We start from the raw sequence: 24,043 nt of genomic DNA, 5'->3' as shown, positions 1-24,043 counted from the left end.
CGAACTGCGCCTTGCGCCAGTCTAGTTCGCCCTTCGGGGACTTTCGGCCCTGTTCGCCACCGCATTGCGATGGTGACATGGGGCTACGGGATCTGAATATCGAAGGCAGGGCGTGTCGCATGAAGTCGTCGGGACTGTTGAGTTCTTCGTCAGCACAACATTGGCTCACCGCAAGCGATCTCGATTTGGCGGTGACCACCTCCGGCGCGGTGCCGGACGTGGACGTGACGAGGGCAGTCCGGGCGATCGGCAGAGTTTTGCGCAGGCACCACCTAGACGCGGCGACCAGGGTGCGGGTCACCGCGCCGGCCGAGGCGGGCGAGGCGACCGTGGTGCAGGCCAACATTCGCTGTCGCACTATCGCCACGCGCGTCCAGGTGACAGGGCCGGGCGGATTCGCGGTCACCTTCGCCGCCGAACGCCTGGACCGCCAGCTGGCCCGGCTCGCGACGACCCGGTCCAGGGACTGGCCCGATCCCGCGCGCCCACCGCTGGCCGAGGTCACCGAGCCGCGGCCGATCGTGCGCCGCAAGCGGGTCGAGCTGCTCACCGGTTCGCCCGCGGAGGCGACGGCGGTGATGGACGCGATGGACTACGACGCCTACCTGTTCACCGACGCCGAGTCCGGCACCGAGGCGGTGGTGGCCTGGGGCGATCCGCTCGGCGTGCGGCTGATCCGCCAGGACGCGGCGGTGCGCATCCCACCGACGGTGAATCTGCTTCCGCTGACCGCGGATTCGGAGCCTGCCCCGGTTCTCGACGAGGACCGGGCCGCGCAGGTCCTGTGCCATCACGGACTGCCGTTCCTGTTCTTCACCGAGCCGCACAGCGGTCGCGGCCGGCTGCTGTACCGCCGCTACGACGGCGACCTCTCGCTCGTCGAACCGGCCTGAACCTCAGCTCAGCGGCACTGACCAGTGCACCCGCGTGCCGCCGGCCGGGACCCGCTCGATGCTGCACCGGCCCTCGGATTCGGCCGCCCGCTGCGCGAGATTGGCCAGGCCGCTGGCGGTTACGTCCTCCGGCAGGCCGGAGCCGTTGTCCTGCACCAGGATGGTGAGCTCGTCGGCCACGGTGATCTCGATCGTCACCGCGTCGCCCCCGGAGTGCCGCACCGCGTTGCTGACCGATTCGCGCACAACGGCTTCCGCGTGATCGGCCAGCGCGGGACCGACCACCGACAGCGGCCCGTCGACCCGCAGCCGCGCCCGGATCGGTGCCGCCGCGGTCTGCTGCCGGACCGCGTCCTCCAGGCGACGGCGCAGCGAGGCGCCCGCCCCGCCGTGCAGATCGAAGATCGTTGTGCGGATCTCGTGCACGATCTCCTGCAGCCGATCGATCTCGTCCGAAAGTCGTTGCTGGACTTGTGGATCGTCGACCCGCGCGGCCATGCCCTGCAAGCCGAGCCCGACCGCGAACACCCGCTGGATGACGTGATCGTGCAGATCGCGCGCGATCCGGTCGCGATCGGCCAGCACGTCGAGTTCCCGCGCCCGGCGCTGCGCCTCGGCCAGCTGCATGGCCAGCGCGGCCTGATCGGTGAACGCGGCGGCCAGCGCGCTGAGCTCGTCGGAGTACGGTTCCGCGGCTACCGCGCGCACCACGATCAGCACGCCGAGCACGACCCCCGCGGTCTGCAACGGCAGGATCAGCGCGGGCCCGGTGGCCTCGATCGGTGCGCCGAGATCGACGCCACGCGCGTCGGCCAGCCGGACGGACGCGCGCTCGGCGAAGGCCTTGCCCGCGGCGGTGCCGACGAGCCGCACGACCTGTCCCTCGTCCGGCTCCGCCGCTCTGGACCATTGCGCCACAACGAGTTCCGTGGCCTCCTCGGGCGGGATGCCCGGCTCGACCACCGCGAGGATCGCCTGCTCCGACCTGGTCAGCGTGCGCGCGTGCTCGACCACCTGCGCGAGCACCCGGTGCGGCTCGGTGCCGGCCAGGAACTCGGTGGCGATGTCCCGGTTCGCCTCGATCCAGGCCTGCCGGGTGCGCGCCCATTCATAGAGCCGCGCGTTGTCGTCGGCGATCCTGGTCGCCGTGTCGACGATGGTGCGCAACGTGTCGAACACGCTGTGCGGCACGTCCGTCATGCGCGGAGTCAGCGCTCGCCGAGCTTGCTGGCCAGCACCGCCGCCTGGGTGCGCCGCTCCATGCCGAGCTTGGCCAGCAGCCGGGACACGTAGTTCTTGACCGTCTTCTCCGCCAGGAACATCCGGGCCGCGATCTGCCGGTTGGTCAAGCCCTCGCCGAGCAGCGCGAGCAGCTTGCGTTCCTGGTCGGTGAGCCCGGCCAGCGGGCCGTCGTCGTCCGGCACGCCGTCGCGCAGCCGAGCCCGCAGCGCCGCCGCGGCCCGGTTGTCCAGCAGCGAACGGCCCGCGCCGACCGTCTTGATCGCGGCGGCCAGTTCCATCCCCTTGATGTTCTTCACCACGTAGCCGCTGGCCCCGGCCAGGATCGCGTCGAGCATCGCCTGCTCGTCGGTGTAGGAGGTGAGGATCAGGCAGCGCAGGCCCTCCACCTCGGCGAGCAGGTCGCGGCACAGTTCGATGCCGTTGCCGTCGGGCAGCCGCACGTCGAGCACCGCGACATCGGGACGCAGCATCGGGATTCGGGCCATCGCCTGGGCCACGTCACCCGCCTCGCCGATCACGGTCAGCTCGGGATCACCCTCCAGCAGATCGATCAGACCGCGCCGGACGATCTCGTGGTCGTCGACCAGAAACACCTGGAGCAAGTCGGCCTCCTTGTCGTCGCCTACCGGACGAAAGCAGCCCCCACGAATGCCACGAGTAGATAACGAGGTTCCGGGTAAGCCTGCGATGAAGTCAACCAGAGGAGCCGTCGGCAGCGGAGCCATAAGGCTCATATAAGGGTGGGAACCCGAGCGATGACATATTCAGCGACACTAGATTTCAGTGCGATCTTCGGATCACCGCGCGCCTGTCCTGGCTGCGGCGCCGACACCTTCGACCGACGACCCGAGGCCGGGACGCATTGCGCCGGCTGCGGCACCCGTCTGGGCCCGCCCGAGGAAGGGCGTGGCGCCGAAGAACGCAGGCGCCCATGAGAATCGGGCAGATCGTCCCGCCCTGGGTCCCGGTGCCGCCGCCGGCCTACGGCGGCACCGAAGCGGTGGTCGGCAACCTGGCCGTCGGGCTCGACCAGCTCGGCCACGACGTGCACCTGTTCACGGTGGGCGAATCCACCTGCCCGGTGCGCCGATACTCGCTCTACGAGCATCCGACCGAGCAGATCGGCGTCGGGGAAGCCGAACTGATGCACGTGCTGGCCGCCTACGAGACCCTGGCCGACGTCGACATCATTCACGACCACACCTCGCTCGGCCCGTTCGTCGGCGCGCTGGAGAACTCACCGCCGGTCGTGGTCACCAACCACGGACCGTTCTCCGAGATGCGCCAGGAACTGTTCCGGTCGATGGCGCGCCATGCCGCCATCGTCGCCATCTCCGAGGCGCAACGCCGGATGGCGGGCAGCGTGCCGATCGCCGAGGTGATCCACCACGGCATCGACCTCGACGCGCACCGATTCGGCCCTGGCGGTGGCGGTTACGTGGTGTTCGTCGGCCGGATGAACGAGACGAAGGGTGTGCATCGCGCCGTGCAGATCGCGCGGCTGGCCCGGCGCAAGCTGCTCATGATCACCAAGATGCGCGAACCGGAGGAACGTCGCTACTACACTGAGCGGGTGCGTCCACTGATGGGCCCCGACGATCCCGAACCGCGCGAGGAACCCACCGCGCGCCGGGTCGACCTGGTGCGCCACGCCGACGCGTTGATCAACCCCATCGAATGGCCCGAGCCGTTCGGCCTGGTCATGGCCGAGGCGTTGGCCTGCGGCACACCGGTTCTCGCATTCCCCAACGGCGCCGCACCGGAGATCGTCGAGCACGGCAAGACCGGCTTCCTGTGCCGCGACGCGAACGAGATGGTGGACGCGCTCGACCGGGTGCACACCATCGATCGACGCGACTGCCGCGCGGCGGCCGAGCAGCGGTTCGGCCGCCTGCGCATGGCCCGCGATCACGAGCGGCTGTATCGCCGCATCCTGGCCGAGCGGACGACCCGGGTCATGATGCCCAGCACGGTGGCGTGAGCTTGCCGGGGCCTGCGGCGTGACCCATCCCTGGGGCGACGGCTCGGACACGGAGGCGCCGACGGCGATCAACGCCGGGGTGACCCTCGTCGAGGGCTCGACGTTCTGCATCAGCGACACCAGCGGTGCGATCACGCCGAATCGCCCGGCGGGCTTGTTCGTCCGGGACACCAGGGTGTTGTCGCATTGGCGGCTGACCGTCGACGGCATGGAACCGCAGCCGCTGACCGTGCGCTACGACGAGCCGTACAGCGCCACGCTGCTGGCCAGGACCGCGCCGCGGGCGGGCACCGCGGACAGCACCGCGCTGGTGATCATAGGCAGGCACGTCGGCGACGGGATGCGCGAGGACCTGGTGGTGCGCAACCTGTCCGGCGCGCCGCTCGAATGCGCGATCAAGCTGGAGCTGGACGCCGACTTCGCCGATCTCTTCGAGGTCAAGGAGGGACGCACCGGCCACGACGTGGTCACCGCGGCGCGCGCCCTGGACAACACGGTGCGGATCAGCCGGGCGGAGCTGGACGTGGCGGTCACCGTCAGCGGCAGCGGAGCCACGGCGGAGGGTCGCGAATTGTGCTGGGAGGTCAGCCTTCCCGGCCGCGGGGAATGGACCGCCTGCATCGAGTATCTGCCTGCGCTCGGCACCGGCGACACGCCACCGCGTTATCCGTGCGGGGTACCCGTGAGCCGCAGCACGCCCGCGCAACGCCTGCGCGAGTGGTACGCGAACTCACCGACCGTGCAGACCGACGACGAAACCCTCGCCGCGGTCCTGCAACGCACCCTCACCGATCTCGGCGCGCTGCGCATCTTCGACCCCGACCATCCCGAGCGCGCGGTGGTCGCGGCCGGGGCGCCCTGGTTCATGGCGCTGTTCGGCCGGGACTCGTTGCTCACCTCGTGGATGGTGCTGCCGCTGGACCGCAGGCTCGCGGTCGGCACCTTGCAGAGCCTGGCCGATCTGCAAGGCACCGAGGTGCAGGCCGCGACCGAACAGCAGCCGGGCCGGATCCCGCACGAGGTGCGGTTCGGCCGGGCGGCGACGCTACTGCTCGGCGGCGGCACCGCCTATTACGGCACCGCCGACGCCACCCCGCTGTTCGTGATGCTGCTCGGCGAGCTCTACCGCTGGGGACTGGACCCGAAGATCCGCGACGACCTGCTGCCGCACGCGGATCGCGCGCTGGACTGGATCGAACGATACGGCGACGCGGACGGCGACGGATTCGTCGAATACCAGTGTGCCGCCGATCACGGCCTGGCCAATCAAGGGTGGAAGGACTCCTGGGACGGGGTCAACTTCGCCGACGGCACGCTGCCCGAGGCGCCGATCGCGCTCGCCGAGGTGCAGGGCTACACGTACGCGGCGTACCTCGCGCGCGCCATGCTGGCCGCCGGTGCCGGCGATCACTCGGCCGCGGAACGCTGGCGGGCCAAGGCCGCGCAGCTGAAAACCGCGTTCAACGAGGCGTTCTGGTTGCCCGATCGCGGGTGGTACGCGATCGGCCTCGACCGGGACAAGCGGCCGATCGACGCGCTCACCTCGAATATCGGGCACTGTCTGTGGACCGGGATCATCGACGACGATAAGGCGAAGCGGGTCGCCGATCATCTGCTCTCGCCGGAAATGTTCAGCGGCTGGGGGATCCGCACGCTGGCCACGTCAATGGGTGCTTACAACCCGGTCAGTTATCACAACGGCTCGGTCTGGCCGCACGACAACGCGATCTGCGCCGCGGGACTGATGCGCTACGGGTTCACCGAGCACGCGAACCAGGTGGTATCCGCCATGCTCGACGCCTCGACCCGCTTCGGCCACCGGCTGCCCGAACTCTTCAGCGGCTTCGACCGCGCCGAATTCGATGTCCCCGTCCCGTATCCGACGTCCTGCTCGCCGCAGGCCTGGGCCGCTGCCGCGCCGCTGTTGTTTTTGCGTACGCTGTTGAGACTGGAACCGAGCGTTCCGGAGGGGGTGCTGTCGGTCGCGCCGGTGGTCCCCGCTCGTTATCTCCCGCTGCGGGTCGGCGGGCTGCGGGTCGGCTCGGACGTGCTGTCGGTCACCGTCGACGCGGAGGGCTGGCAAGTCCGCGGCTTGTCCGGTGACCTGCGACGGAGCTAGCACCCACTCGGTCGGCAACCTCCGCAATATTGCCGGCGCCTGCGCTGTTGCAGCTGGTACGTGTCGCGCGAGCGAAACTTGTCGGTGGGCGCGTTTAGCATGACGGCCGGATACGTCTGGAAGCCGTTTAGTCGGTTCACTCGAACACGATGAGAAGGGAATCACCTGGTGGCGGAACGCCTGACTGTGCGCGGTGCTCGGGAACACAACCTGAAGGGGGTCGACCTGGACCTGCCTCGCGACAGTCTCATCGTGTTCACCGGACTCTCCGGCTCGGGCAAGTCGAGCCTGGCGTTCGACACGATCTTCGCCGAGGGACAGCGACGGTACGTGGAGTCGCTCTCGGCCTACGCGCGGCAATTCCTCGGGCAGATGGACAAGCCGGACGTCGACTTCATCGAGGGGCTCTCGCCCGCGGTGTCGATCGATCAGAAGTCGACCAACCGCAACCCGCGCTCGACCGTCGGCACCATCACCGAGGTCTACGACTACCTGCGGCTGCTCTACGCGCGGGCGGGCACCCCGCACTGCCCGGTGTGCGGCGAGCTGATCGAGCGGCAGACGCCGCAGCAGATCGTCGACCAGGTGCTCGCCATGGAGGAGGGCATCAAGTTCCAGGTGCTCGCGCCGGTGGTGCGCACCCGCAAGGGTGAATTCGTCGATCTCTTCGAGCAATTGAATACGCAGGGCTACTCCAGGGTCCGGGTCGACGGCGTGGTCTATCCGCTGACCGACCCGCCGAAGCTGAAGAAGCAGGAGAAGCACGACGTCGAGGTGGTGGTCGACCGCCTGGCCGTCAAACCGAATTCCAAACAGCGCCTCACCGATTCGATCGAGACCGCGCTGCGGCTGGCAGACGGCATCGTGGTGCTCGACTTCGTCGATCGCGACGAGCACGCGCACGACCGCGAGCGCCGCTTCTCCGAGCGCCTGGCCTGCCCGAACGGGCACCCGCTCGACATCGAGGACCTGGAACCCCGGTCGTTCTCGTTCAACTCGCCCTACGGCGCCTGCCCGGATTGCTCCGGTCTCGGTATCCGTAAAGAGGTCGACCCGGATCTGGTGGTGCCCGATCCGGCGCTCAGCCTGAACGACGGGGCGATCGCGCCGTGGTCGCGCGGGCAGACCGCGGAGTACTTCACCCGGCTGTTGTCGGGGCTCGCGTCGTCCATCGGCTTCTCCATGGACACGCCGTGGGAGCGGCTGCCGCTCAAGGCACGTAAGGCCGTGCTGGAGGGCAGTTCCGATCAGGTGCACATCTCCTACACCAACCGGTACGGGCGGAAGCGTTCGTACTACGCCGATTTCGAGGGCGTGATGCCGTTCCTGCAGCGGCGGATGGAGAGCACCGAGTCCGAGCAGATGAAGGAGCACTACGACGGGTACATGCGCGACGTGCCATGCCCGGTGTGCAACGGTGCGCGGCTGCGGCCGGAGATCCTCGCGGTCACCATCGACGCCGGCGGCGACCACAAGTCGATCGCCGAGGTCAGCGATCTGTCCATCGGGGAGTGCTCCAAGTTCCTGAACTCGCTCACGCTGGGGGAGCGGGAGGCCGCGATCGCCGGGCAGGTGCTCAAGGAGGTGCAGGCGCGGCTCGGGTTCCTGCTCGACGTCGGGCTGGAGTATCTGTCGCTGTCCCGGGCGGCGGCGACGCTGTCCGGTGGTGAGGCGCAGCGCATCCGGCTCGCCACCCAGATCGGTTCCGGCCTGGTCGGCGTGCTCTACGTGCTGGACGAACCGTCCATCGGCCTGCACCAGCGGGACAACCGGCGGCTCATCGAAACCCTCACCCGGCTGCGCAATCTCGGCAACACGCTGATCGTGGTCGAGCACGACGAAGACACCATCCGCGCCTCGGACTGGGTGGTCGACATCGGCCCGCTGGCCGGCGAACACGGTGGTCGCGTGGTGCACAGCGGCACCTACCAGGAACTGCTCGCCGAACCCGAATCCCTCACCGGCGCCTACCTTTCCGGCCGGGAGCGGATCGATTTGCCGCTGGTTCGCCGCCCGATCGACAAGAAGCGCCAGCTCACCGTGGTCGGCGCGACCGAGCACAACCTGCGCGACATCGAGGTCAACTTCCCGCTCGGCGTGCTCACCGCGGTCACCGGCGTCTCCGGTTCCGGTAAGTCGACGCTGGTCAACGACATCCTGGCGACCGTGCTGGCGAACAAGCTGAACGGTGCCCGGCAGGTTCCCGGCCGGCACACCAGGATCAAGGGACTCGACGATCTGGACAAGCTGGTCCAGGTGGATCAGTCGCCGATCGGCCGCACCCCGCGTTCGAACCCCGCCACCTACACCGGCGTGTTCGACAAGATCCGCACGCTGTTCGCGTCGACCACCGAGGCGAAGGTGCGCGGCTACCAGCCGGGCCGGTTCTCGTTCAACGTCAAGGGCGGTCGCTGCGAGGCGTGCTCCGGTGACGGCACGCTGAAGATCGAGATGAACTTCCTGCCTGACGTGTACGTCCCGTGCGAGGTCTGCCACGGTGCGCGCTACAACCGGGAAACCCTCGAGGTGCACTACAAGGGCAAGACCATCGCCGAGGTCCTCGACATGTCCATCGAGGAGGGGGCCGAGTTCTTCGAGCCGATCAGCTCGATTCACCGCTACCTCAAGACGCTGGTGGAGGTCGGGCTGGGCTACGTCCGCCTCGGCCAGAGTGCGCCCACCCTGTCCGGCGGTGAGGCTCAGCGCGTCAAGCTGTCCGCGGAACTCCAGAAGCGTTCCACCGGCCGCACCGTCTACATCCTCGACGAGCCGACCACCGGCCTGCACTTCGAGGACATCCGCAAGCTGCTCAAGGTGATCAACGGCCTGGTCGACAAGGGCAACACGGTGATCGTCATCGAACACAACCTGGACGTCATCAAGACGGCCGACTGGGTCATCGACATGGGCCCCGAAGGCGGCTCCGGTGGCGGCATGGTGATCGCCGAAGGCACCCCGGAAGACGTTGCCGCCGTGGCGGAAAGCTACACGGGCCAGTTCCTGCGCGAGGCGCTGGAGCAGGCCGACGCACCCTCCGCCAAGAAGACACCCGCCAAGAAGACCGCGGCCAAGACAACCGCCACCAAGGCCCCGGCCAAGAAGGCACCCGCGAAGAAGGCGGCAGCCAAGACCCCGGCCGACAAGCCGACCGAGGCACAGGCAGCCGCGAAGACCGCAGCGAAGCGGCTGTCCCGCAAAGCAGCCGCGTTGCGCTGACCCGCAGCGACAGCAAACGCGCCCCGGGGAAACCCGGGGCGCGTTTGCGTTCATTCAGCCCGATCGATCACCGCCCGGAACTCGTCGGCATCAGGACCGGACACGCTGTAGGTGATCCTGACCGGTTGCGCCGAATTGAACTTCTCGTGCACCGGCCCCGGCACGATCGACCGCACCAACTCGACGAATTCCGGATAGGCCAACGCCTCCTGCGGAGCCGTCGGATCGAAATCGTTGATCCGACCGCGCCGCAACGGTTGTCCGCCGACCCGCGGCCAATGCACCTCCAGCACCGACGGTTGCCCATCGAGCAGCGCACTCTGCACATCTTCGGGGCTGAGCACATTCCGGCCGTTGGCGGCGGCCACCGCCGCCGCGCGGCGCAGCAGATGGACGATTGCCGGGCTGGCCCCATGGATCGTGGCACTGACTTCATTCGTCATGGTCACCACGCTATCGTCCATATTTGCTGTCGCCACCCGTATCGAACACCTCCATCGGAGAGCCGTCGGGCATGGCATAAAACACCGTTCCGACGCACCACAGCCGCGTCGTCCGGCCAGGTGCGGGGCATGTCACCTTGTCATTGTTGGTTACCGGCTGCTCCGCGCATCGGATGACCACCCCGCCTGCTTCTTCGCACTGTTGAATGGTGACCGCTTCGGCCGGACCGATGGCGACCATGAACGCGGCCACGACGGCGGCGAGCACGAAGAACAGGCGATTGATCACTTTTCGCAAGATTCCCCCCCCCAGGAATCTCGGTGTTTGTCGGACATATGTGTCCGCGGTTCAGACGCTCCCCCGAGCTGATACGTCACCATGGGTGCCTCGGCTGTGCACCGCCGGTCCTGTCCATACCGGGGCTTGGCTTTGGGTGTGTTCGAAGTGCACATATTCTTTGTGCTGTGTGTACATATGGCGAGAGGTATTCGAAGGATCAATAAAGTGCGCGAAGGACTTTGGGGTGAGTTCGGTTTGGTTTGGCGGTGATTGATTTCGTGGTAGGGCAATTGGGGAGGGGTGGGCCTGGGGGTTTGTGTTTCCCCAGTCGGGGGTGGGTTCGGTGGCAATAGGGTGTGATTCCATTTGTAGGTATGAACTTTAAATGTAGAGCTGCGGCTCGTCGGCTTGTCACGGTCGTAATCGCAATGGTGGCAGTGGGTTTCGTTGTCTTGCCCAGTTCGTTCGCGGAGCCGCCTACCGTTCCGGCGCCGCCGGGGGCGATGGCGCCGCATACGGAACCGGTTCCGCTGCAGCCGGATCAGCAGTCGCGGATCTATTTCAAGATTCCGGCGGCCAACGAAATGGTGCGGATGCAAACGCATTTCGTTGTTCCGGCGAAGCCGGCGCGGGTGGGGACGATGTTTCTCTGGCCCGGTCTCGAGCCGCGGGAGGGCGGCCGGAACTACTATCCGATCGGGCTCGGTGTTCTGCAACCAGTGCTGACCTGGGGTGATGCGTGCGCCCCGGTCCAGCAACCGCCGACCTATTCGACCTGGTGGATTTCCGGACAGTACGTCAACGTGTACTCGAAGGACCCGCGTTATGCCGACTGTCACTCCGGTCGTGCGATGTCGGTGAAGGTGGGCGAGGCCCTCGACATGGATATCGCGCTCGACCAGTCGACCGGTGTTTGGACCCAAACCATCACCGGCGCATCGGGAACGGTCCGCTATTCGATCAACCTGCGCGCCCAGGCCCAGAACATGGCTCTCTTCGCCATCGAACCGTGGGACAACGCCAGAATCCCCAACCGCCTCGTCTTCACCGACACCACCATCACCTTCCGTGACGCGGCCCAGCAGGCCTGCCTCACCCCCGAACTCACCTACACCGGCACCGGCGGCACCCTCACCCCACCCACCACCACCGACGGCCGCCGCTGCCACATCGACACCGTCACCGTGAACCCACCGCGGAGCACGGACTGACGTTGCGGCATTCCGGCAGCCGCACACCTGCTGATTTCCGAGCGTGAGTCGGCTCGGCGAGTCGGTGTGCTGGAAATCAGCAGGTGTACGGCCCAACGGCAGGTGGCCGGGTCGAGCGGCTCGGCGATGACAGCTAGGCTCCTGAGTGCTGAAAACTTCCCTATTGCGCACCTCAGTGGGGAAGTTTAAGGTAGTTTGATGACTGATAGGGTCTACTCTGTGGAGCAGGTGGCTGAGCGCCTGGGCCTGCATGTGCGCACGATCCGCAACTATGTGCGGGACGGGCGGCTCAATGCGGTGCGGATCGGGAAGCAGTATCGGATCGCGGAGGCCGACCTCGAGGCGTTCACCGGGTTGCCGGTGCCCGCGCCGGTACGCGAGACGGTGGGGCGGCGGCGGCATACCGAGGTGACGAGCATCGTTCAGGTCGAGGCGATCAGTCGTGAGCTGGCCGAGCGGGTGACCACGTTGCTGATGGCGGCGGCCAACACCCGCTCCGGCGAGGGCGATCCGTTGCGGATCGAGACGCAGTACGACGCGGAGCGGGCGCGCCTGAAAGTCATTGTCCTGGGCGGTCTCGCGGATACGGCTCGATTGTTCGACTACATGGAGGGGGTGCTCGCGCCGTGAGCGAGCGAGACATCGTCACGACGGATTCCGGGCGTGGGGGAGGAGGCGACGTGACCGCGATCTACAGGTCGGAGCGCGGTGCCGGCAAGGTTCGGCAGCGCTACGCGGAGTTGCTGACGGAATGGCCGGTGCCCGCCGAGCATCGGCGCGTGCCGACCCGCGAGGGTGAGACTTTCGTTCTGGTCTCCGGCCCGGAAGACGCGCCGCCGCTGGTGCTGCTGCACGGTTCGGGCGCGAACACATCGATGTGGCGCGGTGACATCGGTTCCTGGGCAACACATTTCCGCACCTACGCCGTCGACATCGTCGGTGAACCCGGCGCCAGCGCGCCATCCCGGCCGCCCCTGGCTTCCGACCGGCTCGCGCTGTGGCTCGACGATGTGCTGGAAAGCCTTGGCCTCGAAGACATCTCGATCGTCGCCGCCTCGCTCGGCGGTTGGGTCGCGTTGGACTACGCCATCCGCAGGCCGGGCCGGATCACTCGGCTCGCCCTGCTCTGCCCGGGCGGCATCGGCGCGCAGACGATGGGCTGGCTGCCGAAAGCGTTGTTCCTGCGCCTCTTCGGACATCGCGGCGTCCGCCGCACCGCCGCCATCGTCACCGGCCTGGACGCCCCGAGGTACCAGGCGGCCCTCGATGACGTGGTCCTGACCTTCACCGAGTTCAAACCCCGCACCGAGCGCCTCCCCGTATTCCCCGACGACGCCTTGCGCACCCTGGCCATGCCGACGCTGGTCATCGTCGGTGCCCGCGACGTCATGCTCGACTCCGCCGCCACCGCCGAACGCGTCCGCCGCTGTGTCCCGCAAGCCACGGTGCACGTGCTCCCAGACGTCGGTCACGCAATCCTCGGCCAAACCGACACCGTCGCCAATTTCCTCCTCGACGAGCAGTAGGGCCGGTAACCCGCGCAACGCCGCGCCCCCTCGTCCAACTGCACACAATTCGTCGGCACTTCCGTTCGCACCGAGTGGTTCCATGGGTGGCGAGTGATTTCGTGCGCGGCGGCCTGATTCGTGCGCGGCGGGTGGGTGGGCACGATATGTGTGATCCGTGTGGCAGGTTGATCGCTGTGGAGCTGGGTTACTCGCTTGGCCTCGATCCTGCGGGCATCCGGGGCAGCTACGTCTGCCTCAGCGTATGGGCCTTATGCACTGCTACGTGATGCGCGTGGTAGGTGCAATGCGGGGGTGATGTGGTCAGGGGCGAGTCGGTGGGCCAGCGCTGCACGAGGCGATCGGAGTGATCGACTTCGGCTCGAAGCCTGTTCTGTGGACACGACCGGCTGCGCCGCGGCGGGATTGCGCTATCCGTTGGCGGGGACAGACATTGGTGTGCCGAACCAGTGGGTCAGTGCTGCGTGCAGGCGGTCTGACGTGGACTGGTCGGTGTCGTCGGCGGCCCAGGCGACATAGCCGTCCGGTCTGATCAGTAGTGCTGTAGCAGGCGCGTCGATGCTGGTTGCGGTGACGATATCTACTCGGTCGCGCCATGCCTCCGTGATATCGGGGAAGGTTGAGGCGTCGGCGAGCATGAGCAAGACGGGTCGTGCCTTGCGCATGAGTTCGGCGACTCGTTTTGTGCCGTCCGGGGTTTCGAGGGTCAGGTCGGGAACCATGCGTCCGGCGAGCGGGTGCGGGTCTCCGGTCTCGTAGCGAGTGTCGGAACCTGACATCAATCGGGCGATGTATTCGGTGTTTTCCGGTCGCTCCAATAGCTCGCCGAGCAGGGTGCGCAGCGCCGTGACTTCGGGTCCGGGTGCGAAGAGGGCGGTTTGGGCCAGAGAGCTCATCATTACCCGGACGCCGACCGGGTGCCGCTCGGAATGGTAGGTGTCCAGCAATCCGGCCGGCGCCCAGCCGTTGATCTCCGCGGCGAGCTTCCAACCCAGATTGGCCGCGTCTTGCAGGCCGAGGTTGAGGCCGGGGCCACCCATCCCGGAATGTACGTGCGCGGCGTCGCCGAGCAGGAACACATTGCCCTCCCGGTACCGGTCGGCCTGCCGGGTGTTCTGATTCTCGATGCGGCGCAACGCGTGTGGGCCCGGCCCGCGCGGGGCTTCCAGCGGGAGGTCGACGCCGAGCACCCGGCGCACACTGTCGCGCAGTTCCTCAATGGTCATCGGCGTGCCCTCAGGCACCGGTTCGACGCCGAATTCCATGCTCGCGATGAGCGGCCGACCGGGATCCAGCTCCGCGAAGACGAACCCGCCGCGTTCTAGTCGGTTGTGCCCGAAGGGAAGTCGCCCGAACCCGAGAATTTCGATACCGCCGTCACTGGTCCGCAATTCATCCGGCAGCCAGACGTGTCCGATCCGCGTCACGCTGTCGGTCGCGGTGTATCCGGGGAATTCGATGCCGACCTGTTTGCGGACGGAACTCCTGCCGCCGTCGGCGCCGATGAGGTATCGAGCCCCGAGGCGATAGTCACCGTCGGGTCCAGCGACCGTGATGTCGACACCGTCGTCGCGCTGGGTCAGCTCGTCGAGGCGGTTTCCCCATCTGATGTCCACACCCAGCCCGGCTGCCCACTTCTCCAGCAGCCGAACGAGTTTCGGCTGCGGAATGCCGAGCAGGGTCATCGGATTGTCCGCCAGCTCGGCGAAGGACAGCGGCAGCCCGCTGAAGAAATAGGCGGGCAGCGGCTGCGGCGCACCGGGCGCGCCGCCGAACTCGTGGTAGAGCCCACGCATGTCCAGCAGCCGAACCACCTGCCCGACAAGGCCGTTCGCCTTCGGCTGGTCGCTGGGCTCGGGTAGTTCGTCGAGCACGATGGCGTGCACTCCGCCCAGTGCGAGTTCGCCGGCCAGCATCAACCCGTTGGGTCCGGCACCGGAAATGACTACGTCGACAGAGTTTTCGGGCATGACAGATACACCTCTTGTTCGATGGTGGGTCAGTGCGGCGTAAGCGCGGTCAGGTCAGCGCGGAGGTTCGGGTAGTCCGGCAGCCACCTCGGCGAGGGCCTGACGGAGCAGCGTGGTGATGTGGACCGGCGGATCGGCATTGGCGTACGCCACCATGACCGCTTCGGCGATGGTGGCAACGGTGCCGGCGACCAGGCGCGGGTAGATGTCACGCAGCGGGTCGGTGCCGGTGCGTTCGGCGATCAGCTCGAGCCAATCCTCGGAGATCTCCCGGAACAAGGCGTGCCGCAGTTCCGGCACGTTGAACAGCTTCCGGATCTCGGCCAGTTGCGCGGGACTGGGCAGCGTGAACTGGGTGCGGTCGGCCTCCAGCGGCTCGAGCATCGCGGCGGTGATCGCGGTCCAGAGCGGTTCGTCCGCCGGACGCTCCCGCAATATCGTGAGGCTGCGCCGCATTCGCATGGTCTGCCGGTAGACGATCGCGTCGTGCTTACCGGTGAAGTAGTTGTTGAACGTCCGCACCGACACCCCGGCCCGCGCCGCGATGTCCTCGCGGGTGACGTTCTCCATCCCGCGCTCGAAAGCCAGTTCCAGCGCGGCGGTACTCAACGCCATACGGGTGTCGAGCTTCTTGCGTTCACGCAGACCGAGCACTTCTTCCTCCGGCATGACAACAGCCTACCGAAAAAACGTGCCCGGTGGGCAAAATTTCCTACCGGGAAAAAATAACGGCAGCGCGACCGGCGAAAGCCAGGTCAGCGCTGTCGTGCGGCGTTCTGCGGGTCAGTGGACCGGCCCGGTGTACTTCTCGCCCGGTCCCTTGCCCGGCTCGTCCGGATGCGCCGACGCCTCCCGGAACGCCCGCTGCAGCGACTGCAACCCGTCGCGGATCGGCCCGGCGTGCGGGCCGAGGTACTCCACCGACGCGGTGACCAGCCCGGCCAGCGCCGTGATCACCCGGCGCGCCTCGTCCAGATCGCGCCGCGAGCTGGTCTCCGGATCCTCGTCCGCGAGCCCGAGCTTCTCCGCGGCCGAACTCATCAGCATCACCGCGGCCCGGCTGATCACCTCGACCGCGGGGATGTCGGCCAGTTCGCGCACGGAGTTGTCGAGCTCTTCTGTCATGCTCATCAGGCTAGCGACGCGACCCGCAGCCTCGGGAATCGGCCGAGTTCGACGCGCGGACGCCGGGCCGATTCGGCGATAGCCGTAGGCAATGTTAGACTTTCCGCTGACGACCGCCCCAGGTTGTGTCTTCTTCCAAGATTTCGAGCCCGGGGCTGATAAGTGGAGCCCGACTCCCACCGTTGCCGACGAGCGATCGTCAGGTCAAACGGTCCGGTCACCCGCCTTCTCGGAGGCGGGTTTCTTGTGCCGGGGTTCTCTCGCGAGAGCCGCGCACGAGATCGCATGCCAGGCTTTGGCGTGCGCCGACCGGTCGACTCGGGCCCCGTAGCGGAATACCGCTCCGGGGCTTTTGTGTTGAAAAGGGGTTGCAGTTATTGCGCGCGGTCGTCCTGACGACACCGCTTGACCTAGGAGGCCCCATCAGCACTGAGACCCGCATCAACGATCGCATCCGTGTTCCCGAGGTCCGGCTCATCGGACCCAGCGGCGAGCAGGTTGGGATCGTGCGTGTTGAAGATGCACTACGCGTCGCCATGGAGGCAGATCTCGATCTCGTCGAGGTCGCTCCGGATGCACGTCCGCCGGTCTGCAAGATCATGGACTACGGCAAGTTCAAGTACGAGACGGCGCAGAAGGCGCGCGAGTCTCGGAAGAACCAGGTGCAAACCGTGATCAAGGAGCAGAAGCTCCGCCCGAAGATCGACGACCACGACTACGCGACCAAGAGGGGCCATGTCATGCGCTTCCTCGAGGCCGGGTCGAAGGTCAAGGTCACCATCATGTTCCGTGGACGTGAGCAGTCCAGGCCCGAACTGGGCTACCGGCTGCTGCAGCGCCTCGCGGCGGACGTGGCTGACTTGGGGTTCGTCGAGACCTCGGCCAAGCAGGACGGTCGCAACATGACCATGGTCCTCGCGCCCCACAAGGGTGCGAAGACGCGAGTGAAGGCACAGCAGGAGTCCGCAGCTCCGCGGCAGCAGCAGCCCGCTGCGCAGCCGAGCCCCGCGCCCGCTGACGCCGTCGCCGCAGACACGACGCCCGCCGCGGCTCCGGCCGAGCAGGCCGACCCGCCGCAGTAATACCGATAAGAGCCGGCGGTCCGCAAGGACCGCCGGGACGAGACAGATTAGAGGAATCCATGCCGAAGATGAAGAGCCACAGCGGCGCCTCGAAGCGATTCAAGGTGTCGGGCCGAGGCAAGCTGCTTCGCCAGCAGGCGAACCGTCGCCACCTGCTCGAGCACAAGTCGACCCGCCGGACTCGTCGTCTGGATGGCACGGAGGCCGTCGCGTCCGTCGACGTCCCGCGCGTGAAGAGGCTGCTCGGTCTCTGAGAGACCGGCAGCACTGCTTGCCGGTCGCTCGAAAGAGCCCGCGAGCGAACCGCGTTCCGGATTCCGGACGCCGACCAACTGACCAACCTCCGGGTGCCGCATGCGCCCCCTAGATCGACAAAGGACTGACCCATGGCACGCGTCAAAAGGGCCGTCAACGCTCAGAAGAAGCGTCGTTCCATCCTCGAGGCCTCCAAGGGCTACCGCGGCCAGCGCTCGCGCCTGTACCGCAAGGCCAAGGAACAGCAGCTGCACTCGCTCACCTACGCCTACCGGGACCGCCGGGCGCGCAAGGGTGACTTCCGCAAGCTCTGGATCGCCCGCATCAACGCCGCGGCGCGCCTGAACGACATCACCTACAACCGCTTCATCCAGGGCCTCAAGGCCGCGGGTGTCGAGGTGGACCGCAAGATCCTCGCCGAGCTCGCGGTGTCCGACGCCGAGGCGTTCGCCGGTCTCGTCGCGATCGCCAAGGCCGCCCTGCCCCAGGACGTCAACGCGCCCGCCGCGTAAGTCACCGGGTGACAAGCGAATACCTTTCCGAACGACCCGTGGACGCGCTCTCCGAGCGCAATCCGCGGGTCGTTTCGGCTGTCAAGCTGCAACGCGGCGCGCAGCGCCGCAAAGCCGGGCTGTTTCTCGCCGAGGGCGCCAATTCGGTTGCCGCCGCGCTGGATACGGGGCGGATACAGGAGCTGTTCTACTCCGCGGGCGCCGCCGCGCGGGAGCACGAGCTGGTCTCCAGCGCCGCGGGGATGGGCGTGCGCACCACGCTGGTCAGCGATCGAGCCGCCCAGCAGCTCGGCGAAACCGTCACCGCGCCAGGACTTGTCGCGGTGTGCGCGCTGATCGACGTGCCGTTGGCGGAGGTGCTCGCGACGCAACCGCGGATGCTCGCCGTGCCCGTCGAGATGGCCGAACCCGGCAATGCCGGAACCCTCATCCGGGTCGCCGATTCCGTCGGTGCCGACGGGGTGGTGCTGGCCGGTGACTCGGTCGACCCGCACAACGGAAAGTGCGTGCGCGCCAGCGCGGGCAGCCTGTTCCACGTCCCGATCGCGCGCCACCGCGACATCGGTGAAACGCTGGATTCCCTTGCGGCGGCAGGCATCACCATCCTGGCGACCGCCGCGAACGGCGAAATCGACCTGGACGACGCCGACGAACTCTTCACCAGGCCGGTCGCCTGGCTGTTCGGCAACGAGGCGCACGGACTGAACCCCGCCGTCACCCACCGCGCCGACCACCGCATCCGCATCCCCATCCGCGGCCGAGCGGAAAGCCTCAACCTGGCCACCGCCGCCGCCATCTGCCTATACGCGAACTCCCGCGTCCGCTACGCAAACTAACCACCCGCCCACCCCGATTCCCCGTACCCAGCCGCGCGTGCGGGGTGTCAGAAGTGGCTCGGCCACAGCGGAATCCGATCAATCGTGCGCTGCCTGTACTGGCCCGCGGCATACAGCCGCACCACTTCTGATTTCCCGCACCAGGAATCGCCGCACTGACACGCGTGCGTCTGTCAAAAGTGGTGCGGCTGTGGTGGAATCGCCCGCCGGGCGTACGGGTGCCCGACGAGCGCATGGCTTGTGATTTCCGCGCCGCGACTGGCCGCACTGGCATGCGCGCGTGCGTCAGAAGTGGTGCGGCTGCGGCGGTGCCGGTCAACTGCGCTCTGTGCGAGCTAGCGCCAGACAGGGGCAGACGCATGGCTTCTGATCTCCCGCACACCGACTCGCCCTACTGACACGCGCGCGTGTGTCAAACCTTGTGCGGTTGTGGCCGAAGCTCGTCAAGCAGTCCTCTGCTGCCGTGTTCGGCGTGTGCTCGTATGAGCAGCGAGGCGTCCCCGAAGGTCACCGTGCGGAGACCGTCTCAGGCTTGACGACCCGCGCACATGCCGCGATGCGGCGTTCGGCCCGGCCGCCGTCGGCTCGGTTGCTGGTCGATTGATCACGAGGAACTGGTGTAGGCATCCGTCGAGAGGTCACCTACACCAGTTCCTCGTGATCAGTTGTCCAGCAGCGTACTTCGGGATGTGCTCTGCTGAACGTACGCAAATGGCGGATTATTCTGCCGCCGCCGAACGTCATGATCCGATCATGGGGACATCAGCGGGGGTGTCTTTATCGAGCCTTGTCCAATACCCGGCACCTCGCGTAGGGGACACTCCAACGATGATCACGTTCGCTTCGAGATTCGCGTTGTTCACGGCGATCGCCGCCACTGTCGTTCTCGTCCCTGCTACCGCCACGGCGGGAACACCGGTGCGCGACAGCAAATTCGAATACACGGTCACCGAAGCGAAGAACATCGGCTCGCGCATCGACACCGACCGGGGATGGCGCAGAGCCGACGGAACCTTCGAGGTGGTGACGGTGACGATCACCAACATCGGCGCCAAACGGCAAGGGCTCTTCGGCTCGAGGCGATTGTTGGACATCCAAGGTCATGCCTTCGAGGAGGATTCGGAAGCCACCTTCCGCCTGGGTGCGGGCACGGCAGCGGACTACGGGTGGAGCCTGGACCCCGGTGAGTCCGTTACGCACCAGATCGTATTCGACATCCCCGTCGATGCCGATCCGGCCTACCTCGTGATATCAGACTTGCAGGTCCTGTTCTCCCCGACCGAAGCGAAAGTACCCGTCTGACATCACTCGACGGGCAGTGCGCTTACGGCGAAAACTCCCTGGGCTGGCCGACCGAGCGCGGATCCTTCCGCTATGGTATCTTCGGCGGCGATAGCACCGTGCCCGGCGGCATTGATCTGCGCGACCGGATCGTTTGCGGAGCAATCGAACTCGGCTACTGGTGCCATGTCGCCCACGCGGGGCGCGGCGTGATCACCCGCGCTGCGGTCTTACCCTTCGGTGCAGTCGTTCAGCATTTCGATTGCCCAGGGGGGTGGGACGGCGTCGGGGCCGGCTACTTGGATGGCGCTCAGGACGGTGAGGAGCATGCCGGTGGCCATGAATTCCCGGGTTTCGTGGATCTCGGCGCCGGTCAGGTCGCGTACCAGGTGGTAGATCTGGCCGAAGCGGGTGCGGACCTCGTTGCCGATGGCCGGTTCTCCGCTTGCCGCGAAGCCGTGCAGGAATAGTTGGAGCAGTTCCTTGTCGGCCAGGAAGGTGCTGAAACCGTGGCCGAGGGCGGGTAGCGCTACCTCGGGTGCCGCGTCGGCGGGCGCCTCGCCGCGTGCCTCCCGGAACACCTCTTCGATCCGATCGCACACCCGATGCAGCGCGCTGATGAACAGGTTCTGCTTGGTGCCGAACAGCCGGATCACATATGGCTGGGAAACCCCTGCGCGCCTGGCGATTTCGTCGGTGCGAGTGGCGGCATAGCCGGATTCGGCGAAGGCGGAGACGGCCGCTCGCAACACCTGCTCGCCCCGCTCGGAGGCGGTCATCCGGACTCTGGTCGGACTCGACATCGTGCTCCATTCCGTTCGCCCCGCCCCGTTCGGCATTGACATGTTATCAGTCGATGCATACTCTTCGATCACTAGTTATCAGTCGATTACAACTAAGGGCCGGTCATGACCGAAACTCTCGAACCCGCCGCCTCGCCGGCGACCGTCGAGCCCACCACGCCGATGAGCGGTCGCGCGATCGCGGCCGTGCTCGCGGCCGTCGGCATCCCGATGTTCATGGTCACGCTGGACAACCTGGTGGTGACCAACGCACTCCCGGTCATTCGCACCGAACTGGGCGCCTCGCTGTCGGACCTGCAGTGGTTCATAAACGCCTACACGCTGTCCTTCGCCTCGCTGCTGCTCACCGTCTCGGCGATCGGTGATCGGCTCGGCCGCCGCCGGATCTTCCTGGCCGGCATCGTGCTGTTCACGGCCGCGTCGGCCGCGTGCGCGCTGGCCACCGAGCCGTGGATGTTGATCGCCGCCAGGGTGGTGCAGGGCTTCGGCGGCGCCGCGGTCATGCCGCTGTCGCTGACCCTGCTGTCGGCGGCCGTGCCGGAGCGGATGCGCAGCGCCGCCATCGGCATCTGGGGTGGCATCGCCGGACTCGGCGTCGCGGTCGGGCCGCTGGTCGGCGGCGCGGTGGTCGACGGGCTGAGCTGGCAGTGGATCTTCTGGCTGAATGTGCCCATCGGACTCGCCGTCGTGCCGTTCGCGGCCCGAGCGTTGCGCGAGTCGTACGGCGGCACCAGGCGGCTCGACCTGGTCGGCCTGGCGTTGTCGGCGAGCGGTGTGCTCGCGGTGGTGTGGGGCGTGATCCACGGCGCCGAGGACGGCTGGACCTCGGGCACCGTGCTCGCCAGCCTGGTCGGCGGCGCGGTGCTGCTGGCCGGATTGATCGCGTGGGAGCTGCGGACACCCGATCCGATGCTGCCGCTGCGGTTGTTCCGCTCGCGGGCCTACCGGATCAGCAACGCGACGAGCTTCACCTTCGCCATGGGTGTCTTCGGGTCGATCTTCTTGCTGGCGCAGTACTTCCAGGTGGTGCAGGGCTTCAGCCCGCTGGAATCGGGCGTCCGGACCATGCCGTGGACGCTGGTGCCGATGGTGGTCGCACCGATCTCGGGTCTGCTCGTCGACCGGATCGGCGCGCGCACGCTGCTCGCGTCCGGTCAGCTGCTGCTGGCGGTCGCGCTCGGCTGGATGGCGGCGATCACCACCGTCGACATCGGCTACGGCGCGTTCGTCGGACCGTTCCTGCTCGCCGGGATCGGCATGGGGCTCACCCTGCCGCCGAGCGCGTCGGTCGTCATGGGCAGCGCCGCCGCGGACGACCGGGCCATGGCGTCCGGGACGAACAGCACCCTGCGTGAAGTCGGCGTCGCGCTCGGCATCGCCGTGCTCGCCTCGGTATTTGCTTCGCACGGTTCATATCTGAACCCGCAGTCCTACGTCGACGGCCTCGTCCCGGCGATCTGGGTCGGCGCCGCCATAGTCGCCGTCGGTGCGGTCCTCTCCCTCCTGCTTCCCGCCAAGATCACCCAAGCCTGATCCCGTCCCGAACGCGCACCGGGGGAGTGCGCACCGAGGCCGACCGACTCCAGCAGCCGGTCGGCCTCGGCGTGTCGGCCGCAGGTCGCTGGGCTGGCGAGTTCGGAGGCCTGGACCCAGGCGTTCGGAAACAGGCTGCGAATGTGTCCGGGCATGCGTCCCGAGGCTGACCGACTCGAGCAGTTGGTCGGCTTCGGCGGTGTCGGCCGCAGGTCGTTGGGCTGGCGAGCTCGGCGGCCTGGAACCGGGCGCTCGGAACCCATTGCGAATGTGCCCGGAGGATTTCTCATCGATGTCGCACCGGTGCAGCGGGAGGCGCGGACGGCCCCACGTAATTCGTGCAGCACCCGAAGGCACTCAGTATCGGTGCAATGTGTAACACCTTCACGTTGTGTCTGCGCCAAGCCGGCCAGTTGGACCGAAGCCCGCCCGGCCGCCCACGACAGTCGGCAAAGGGCGTCCCGACCTGTCAGTGAGTCGGCACGGCGCGGTCTGCACGGCAACCCGCCGCAGACAAGGCCGACCAGCGCCGCAACAGCGCCGCACCCGGCAGTGGGGAATCCGGGTGAATCGGAGATGACGCATCCAATAGGATTCCACCAGCAGCAATGTGGGTAGGGAACGAGCCGTACCCGCGAACCGATCCCCAGGGGAGAGTCGAACCATCGTGGCCGACGACAACGACGCAGTCGAGCAGAACGCGACGCTGACCGAGGAGGCACTGGCCGCCGCGGCGGCGGCCGCCGAGAAGGCGTTTGCCGCTGCGGCCGACCTGGATGCGCTCGCGGTCGCGAAAACCGAGCACCTCGGCGGCAAGGCGCCGCTCGCACTGGCGCAGCGCGCACTGGGCAGCCTCCCGAAGACGGAGAAGGCCGACGCGGGCAAGCGGGTCAATGTCGCGCGCGGCCGGGTGTCGGAGGCGTTCGAGGCGCGGCGCGCGGCGCTGCTCGCCGAGCGGGACGCGGCGGTGCTGGTCGCCGAGGCGATCGACGTGACGCTGCCCGCGCGCAGGCACCCGTTCGGCGCCCGGCATCCGATCACCGCCATCTCCGAGCAGGTCGCCGACGTGTTCGTCGCGATGGGCTGGGAGGTGGCCGAGGGCCCCGAGGTGGAGACCGAGCACTTCAACTTCGACGCGCTCAACTTCCTGCCCGACCACCCGGCCCGCACCATGCAGGACACCTTCCACATCGCCCCCGAGGGCTCGCGCCAGGTGCTGCGCACGCACACCTCCCCGGTGCAGGTGCGCTCGCTGCTGGAACGCGACTTGCCGATCTACGTCGTGTGCCCCGGCCGCACCTTCCGCACCGACGAGCTCGACGCCACGCATACTCCGGTGTTCTCCCAGGTCGAGGGCCTGGCCGTGGACAAGGGCCTGACCATGGCGCACCTGCGCGGCACGCTGGACGCGTTCGCCCGGGCGCTGTTCGGCCCGGAGACGCGAACCCGCATGCGCCCCAATTACTTTCCGTTCACCGAACCGTCCGCCGAGGTGGACGTCTGGTTCGCCGACAAGAAGGGCGGCGCGGGCTGGGTCGAGTGGGGCGGCTGCGGCATGGTGAACCCGAAGGTGCTGATCGCCAGCGGGATCGATCCCGAGGTGTACAGCGGGTTCGCGTTCGGCATGGGCCTGGAGCGGACCCTGCAGTTCCGCAACGGCATCCCGGACATGCGCGACATCGTCGAGGGCGACGTGCGTTTCACCCTGCCCTTCGGCATCCGGTCCTGACCTCAC

22 protein-coding genes are annotated in these 24,043 nt (G+C 67.5%); 14 read left to right on the top strand and 8 right to left on the bottom strand.

Going from position 1 to position 24,043, the window contains the following annotated elements:
- The first annotated feature begins 119 nt into the window (after positions 1-119).
- Positions 120-893, top strand: a complete 774-nt coding sequence (locus tag ACFYO1_RS42605) for a sigma 54 modulation/S30EA ribosomal C-terminal domain-containing protein (protein ID WP_387245030.1) — start codon at positions 120-122, stop codon at positions 891-893.
- A 3-nt stretch (positions 894-896) separates the two neighbouring features.
- On the opposite strand, the gene ACFYO1_RS42600 is transcribed toward ACFYO1_RS42605, so the two are convergent.
- Together ACFYO1_RS42600 and ACFYO1_RS42595 are read right to left on the bottom strand one after the other, a co-directional pair.
- On the bottom strand, positions 897-2,093 hold the full coding sequence (locus ACFYO1_RS42600; protein WP_387245027.1) for a sensor histidine kinase: 1,197 nt from the start codon (positions 2,091-2,093) through the stop codon (positions 897-899).
- Between the two features lie 8 nt (positions 2,094-2,101).
- Positions 2,102-2,737 (bottom strand): response regulator, encoded by a 636-nt coding sequence (locus ACFYO1_RS42595; protein ID WP_387245024.1) that lies wholly within the window; start codon positions 2,735-2,737, stop codon positions 2,102-2,104.
- A gap of 329 nt (positions 2,738-3,066) precedes the next feature.
- Between ACFYO1_RS42595 and ACFYO1_RS42590 the strand changes: the two genes are divergently transcribed.
- The 3 genes from ACFYO1_RS42590 to uvrA all read left to right on the top strand — a co-directional run bounded on the left by ACFYO1_RS42590 (position 3,067) and on the right by uvrA (position 9,451).
- The gene (locus ACFYO1_RS42590) at positions 3,067-4,116 is read left to right on the top strand and encodes a glycosyltransferase (protein ID WP_387245020.1); all 1,050 of its coding nucleotides are present in this window, start codon (positions 3,067-3,069) and stop codon (positions 4,114-4,116) included.
- Positions 4,117-4,135: 19 nt separating this feature from the next.
- Positions 4,136-6,235 carry a glycogen debranching N-terminal domain-containing protein gene (locus ACFYO1_RS42585; protein ID WP_387245016.1) on the top strand — a complete coding sequence of 700 codons (2,100 nt, stop codon included), beginning with the start codon at positions 4,136-4,138 and terminating at the stop codon, positions 6,233-6,235.
- A 168-nt stretch (positions 6,236-6,403) separates the two neighbouring features.
- Positions 6,404-9,451: an excinuclease ABC subunit UvrA gene (gene uvrA, locus ACFYO1_RS42580; RefSeq protein WP_387245013.1), complete on the top strand. Its 3,048-nt coding sequence runs from the start codon at positions 6,404-6,406 to the stop codon at positions 9,449-9,451.
- Positions 9,452-9,501: 50 nt separating this feature from the next.
- On the opposite strand, the gene ACFYO1_RS42575 is transcribed toward uvrA, so the two are convergent.
- Together ACFYO1_RS42575 and ACFYO1_RS42570 are read right to left on the bottom strand one after the other, a co-directional pair.
- Positions 9,502-9,894, bottom strand: coding sequence for a hypothetical protein (locus ACFYO1_RS42575; RefSeq protein WP_387245010.1), 393 nt, complete (start codon positions 9,892-9,894; stop codon positions 9,502-9,504).
- A 10-nt stretch (positions 9,895-9,904) separates the two neighbouring features.
- Positions 9,905-10,183, bottom strand: coding sequence for a hypothetical protein (locus tag ACFYO1_RS42570; protein ID WP_387245008.1), 279 nt, complete (start codon positions 10,181-10,183; stop codon positions 9,905-9,907).
- Positions 10,184-10,530: 347 nt separating this feature from the next.
- Between ACFYO1_RS42570 and ACFYO1_RS42565 the strand changes: the two genes are divergently transcribed.
- From ACFYO1_RS42565 to ACFYO1_RS42555, 3 genes are all read left to right on the top strand, one after another.
- Positions 10,531-11,385, top strand: coding sequence for a hypothetical protein (locus tag ACFYO1_RS42565; RefSeq protein WP_387245005.1), 855 nt, complete (start codon positions 10,531-10,533; stop codon positions 11,383-11,385).
- A gap of 219 nt (positions 11,386-11,604) precedes the next feature.
- Positions 11,605-12,015: a helix-turn-helix domain-containing protein gene (locus tag ACFYO1_RS42560; protein WP_387245002.1), complete on the top strand. Its 411-nt coding sequence runs from the start codon at positions 11,605-11,607 to the stop codon at positions 12,013-12,015.
- Positions 12,016-12,065: 50 nt separating this feature from the next.
- Positions 12,066-12,911: an alpha/beta fold hydrolase gene (locus ACFYO1_RS42555; RefSeq protein ID WP_387244999.1), complete on the top strand. Its 846-nt coding sequence runs from the start codon at positions 12,066-12,068 to the stop codon at positions 12,909-12,911.
- Between the two features lie 410 nt (positions 12,912-13,321).
- On the opposite strand, the gene ACFYO1_RS42550 is transcribed toward ACFYO1_RS42555, so the two are convergent.
- From ACFYO1_RS42550 to ACFYO1_RS42540, 3 genes are all read right to left on the bottom strand, one after another.
- Positions 13,322-14,881, bottom strand: a complete 1,560-nt coding sequence (locus ACFYO1_RS42550; RefSeq protein WP_387244996.1) for an FAD-dependent monooxygenase — start codon at positions 14,879-14,881, stop codon at positions 13,322-13,324.
- A gap of 54 nt (positions 14,882-14,935) precedes the next feature.
- Positions 14,936-15,550: a TetR/AcrR family transcriptional regulator gene (locus ACFYO1_RS42545; protein ID WP_387244992.1), complete on the bottom strand. Its 615-nt coding sequence runs from the start codon at positions 15,548-15,550 to the stop codon at positions 14,936-14,938.
- A 114-nt stretch (positions 15,551-15,664) separates the two neighbouring features.
- Positions 15,665-16,006 carry a DUF1844 domain-containing protein gene (locus ACFYO1_RS42540; RefSeq protein ID WP_387244990.1) on the bottom strand — a complete coding sequence of 114 codons (342 nt, stop codon included), beginning with the start codon at positions 16,004-16,006 and terminating at the stop codon, positions 15,665-15,667.
- Positions 16,007-16,374: 368 nt separating this feature from the next.
- On the opposite strand from ACFYO1_RS42540, the gene infC reads away from it, so the two are divergent.
- The 5 genes from infC to ACFYO1_RS42515 all read left to right on the top strand — a co-directional run bounded on the left by infC (position 16,375) and on the right by ACFYO1_RS42515 (position 19,993).
- Positions 16,375-17,088: a translation initiation factor IF-3 gene (gene infC, locus ACFYO1_RS42535; RefSeq protein ID WP_387244988.1), complete on the top strand. Its 714-nt coding sequence runs from the start codon at positions 16,375-16,377 to the stop codon at positions 17,086-17,088.
- Between the two features lie 59 nt (positions 17,089-17,147).
- A complete protein-coding gene (rpmI, locus tag ACFYO1_RS42530; RefSeq protein ID WP_040689021.1) occupies positions 17,148-17,342 on the top strand; it encodes a 50S ribosomal protein L35 in 195 nt (64 codons plus the stop codon).
- A gap of 132 nt (positions 17,343-17,474) precedes the next feature.
- Positions 17,475-17,855, top strand: a complete 381-nt coding sequence (gene rplT / locus ACFYO1_RS42525; protein ID WP_107655317.1) for a 50S ribosomal protein L20 — start codon at positions 17,475-17,477, stop codon at positions 17,853-17,855.
- 38 nt (positions 17,856-17,893) lie between these two features.
- A complete protein-coding gene (locus tag ACFYO1_RS42520) occupies positions 17,894-18,691 on the top strand; it encodes a TrmH family RNA methyltransferase (RefSeq protein ID WP_387245233.1) in 798 nt (265 codons plus the stop codon).
- A gap of 828 nt (positions 18,692-19,519) precedes the next feature.
- Complete coding sequence (locus ACFYO1_RS42515; protein ID WP_387244984.1) at positions 19,520-19,993, top strand: DUF4352 domain-containing protein; 474 nt, start codon at positions 19,520-19,522, stop codon at positions 19,991-19,993.
- A 209-nt stretch (positions 19,994-20,202) separates the two neighbouring features.
- On the opposite strand, the gene ACFYO1_RS42510 is transcribed toward ACFYO1_RS42515, so the two are convergent.
- The gene (locus tag ACFYO1_RS42510; protein WP_387244981.1) at positions 20,203-20,775 is read right to left on the bottom strand and encodes a TetR/AcrR family transcriptional regulator; all 573 of its coding nucleotides are present in this window, start codon (positions 20,773-20,775) and stop codon (positions 20,203-20,205) included.
- A 105-nt stretch (positions 20,776-20,880) separates the two neighbouring features.
- On the opposite strand from ACFYO1_RS42510, the gene ACFYO1_RS42505 reads away from it, so the two are divergent.
- Both ACFYO1_RS42505 and pheS read left to right on the top strand, forming a co-directional pair.
- Positions 20,881-22,308: an MFS transporter gene (locus tag ACFYO1_RS42505; RefSeq protein WP_387244978.1), complete on the top strand. Its 1,428-nt coding sequence runs from the start codon at positions 20,881-20,883 to the stop codon at positions 22,306-22,308.
- Between the two features lie 667 nt (positions 22,309-22,975).
- Positions 22,976-24,037 (top strand): phenylalanine--tRNA ligase subunit alpha, encoded by a 1,062-nt coding sequence (gene pheS, locus ACFYO1_RS42500; RefSeq protein ID WP_387244975.1) that lies wholly within the window; start codon positions 22,976-22,978, stop codon positions 24,035-24,037.
- Positions 24,038-24,043 lie beyond the last annotated feature (6 nt).

Origin of the sequence: Nocardia sp. NPDC006044, assembly GCF_042871115.1 — a bacterium.
Taxonomy (GTDB): Bacteria; Actinomycetota; Actinomycetes; order Mycobacteriales; family Mycobacteriaceae; genus Nocardia.
Note: the sequence above shows the minus strand (reverse complement) of the source record. Positions and strands in the feature narration are given on the sequence as shown.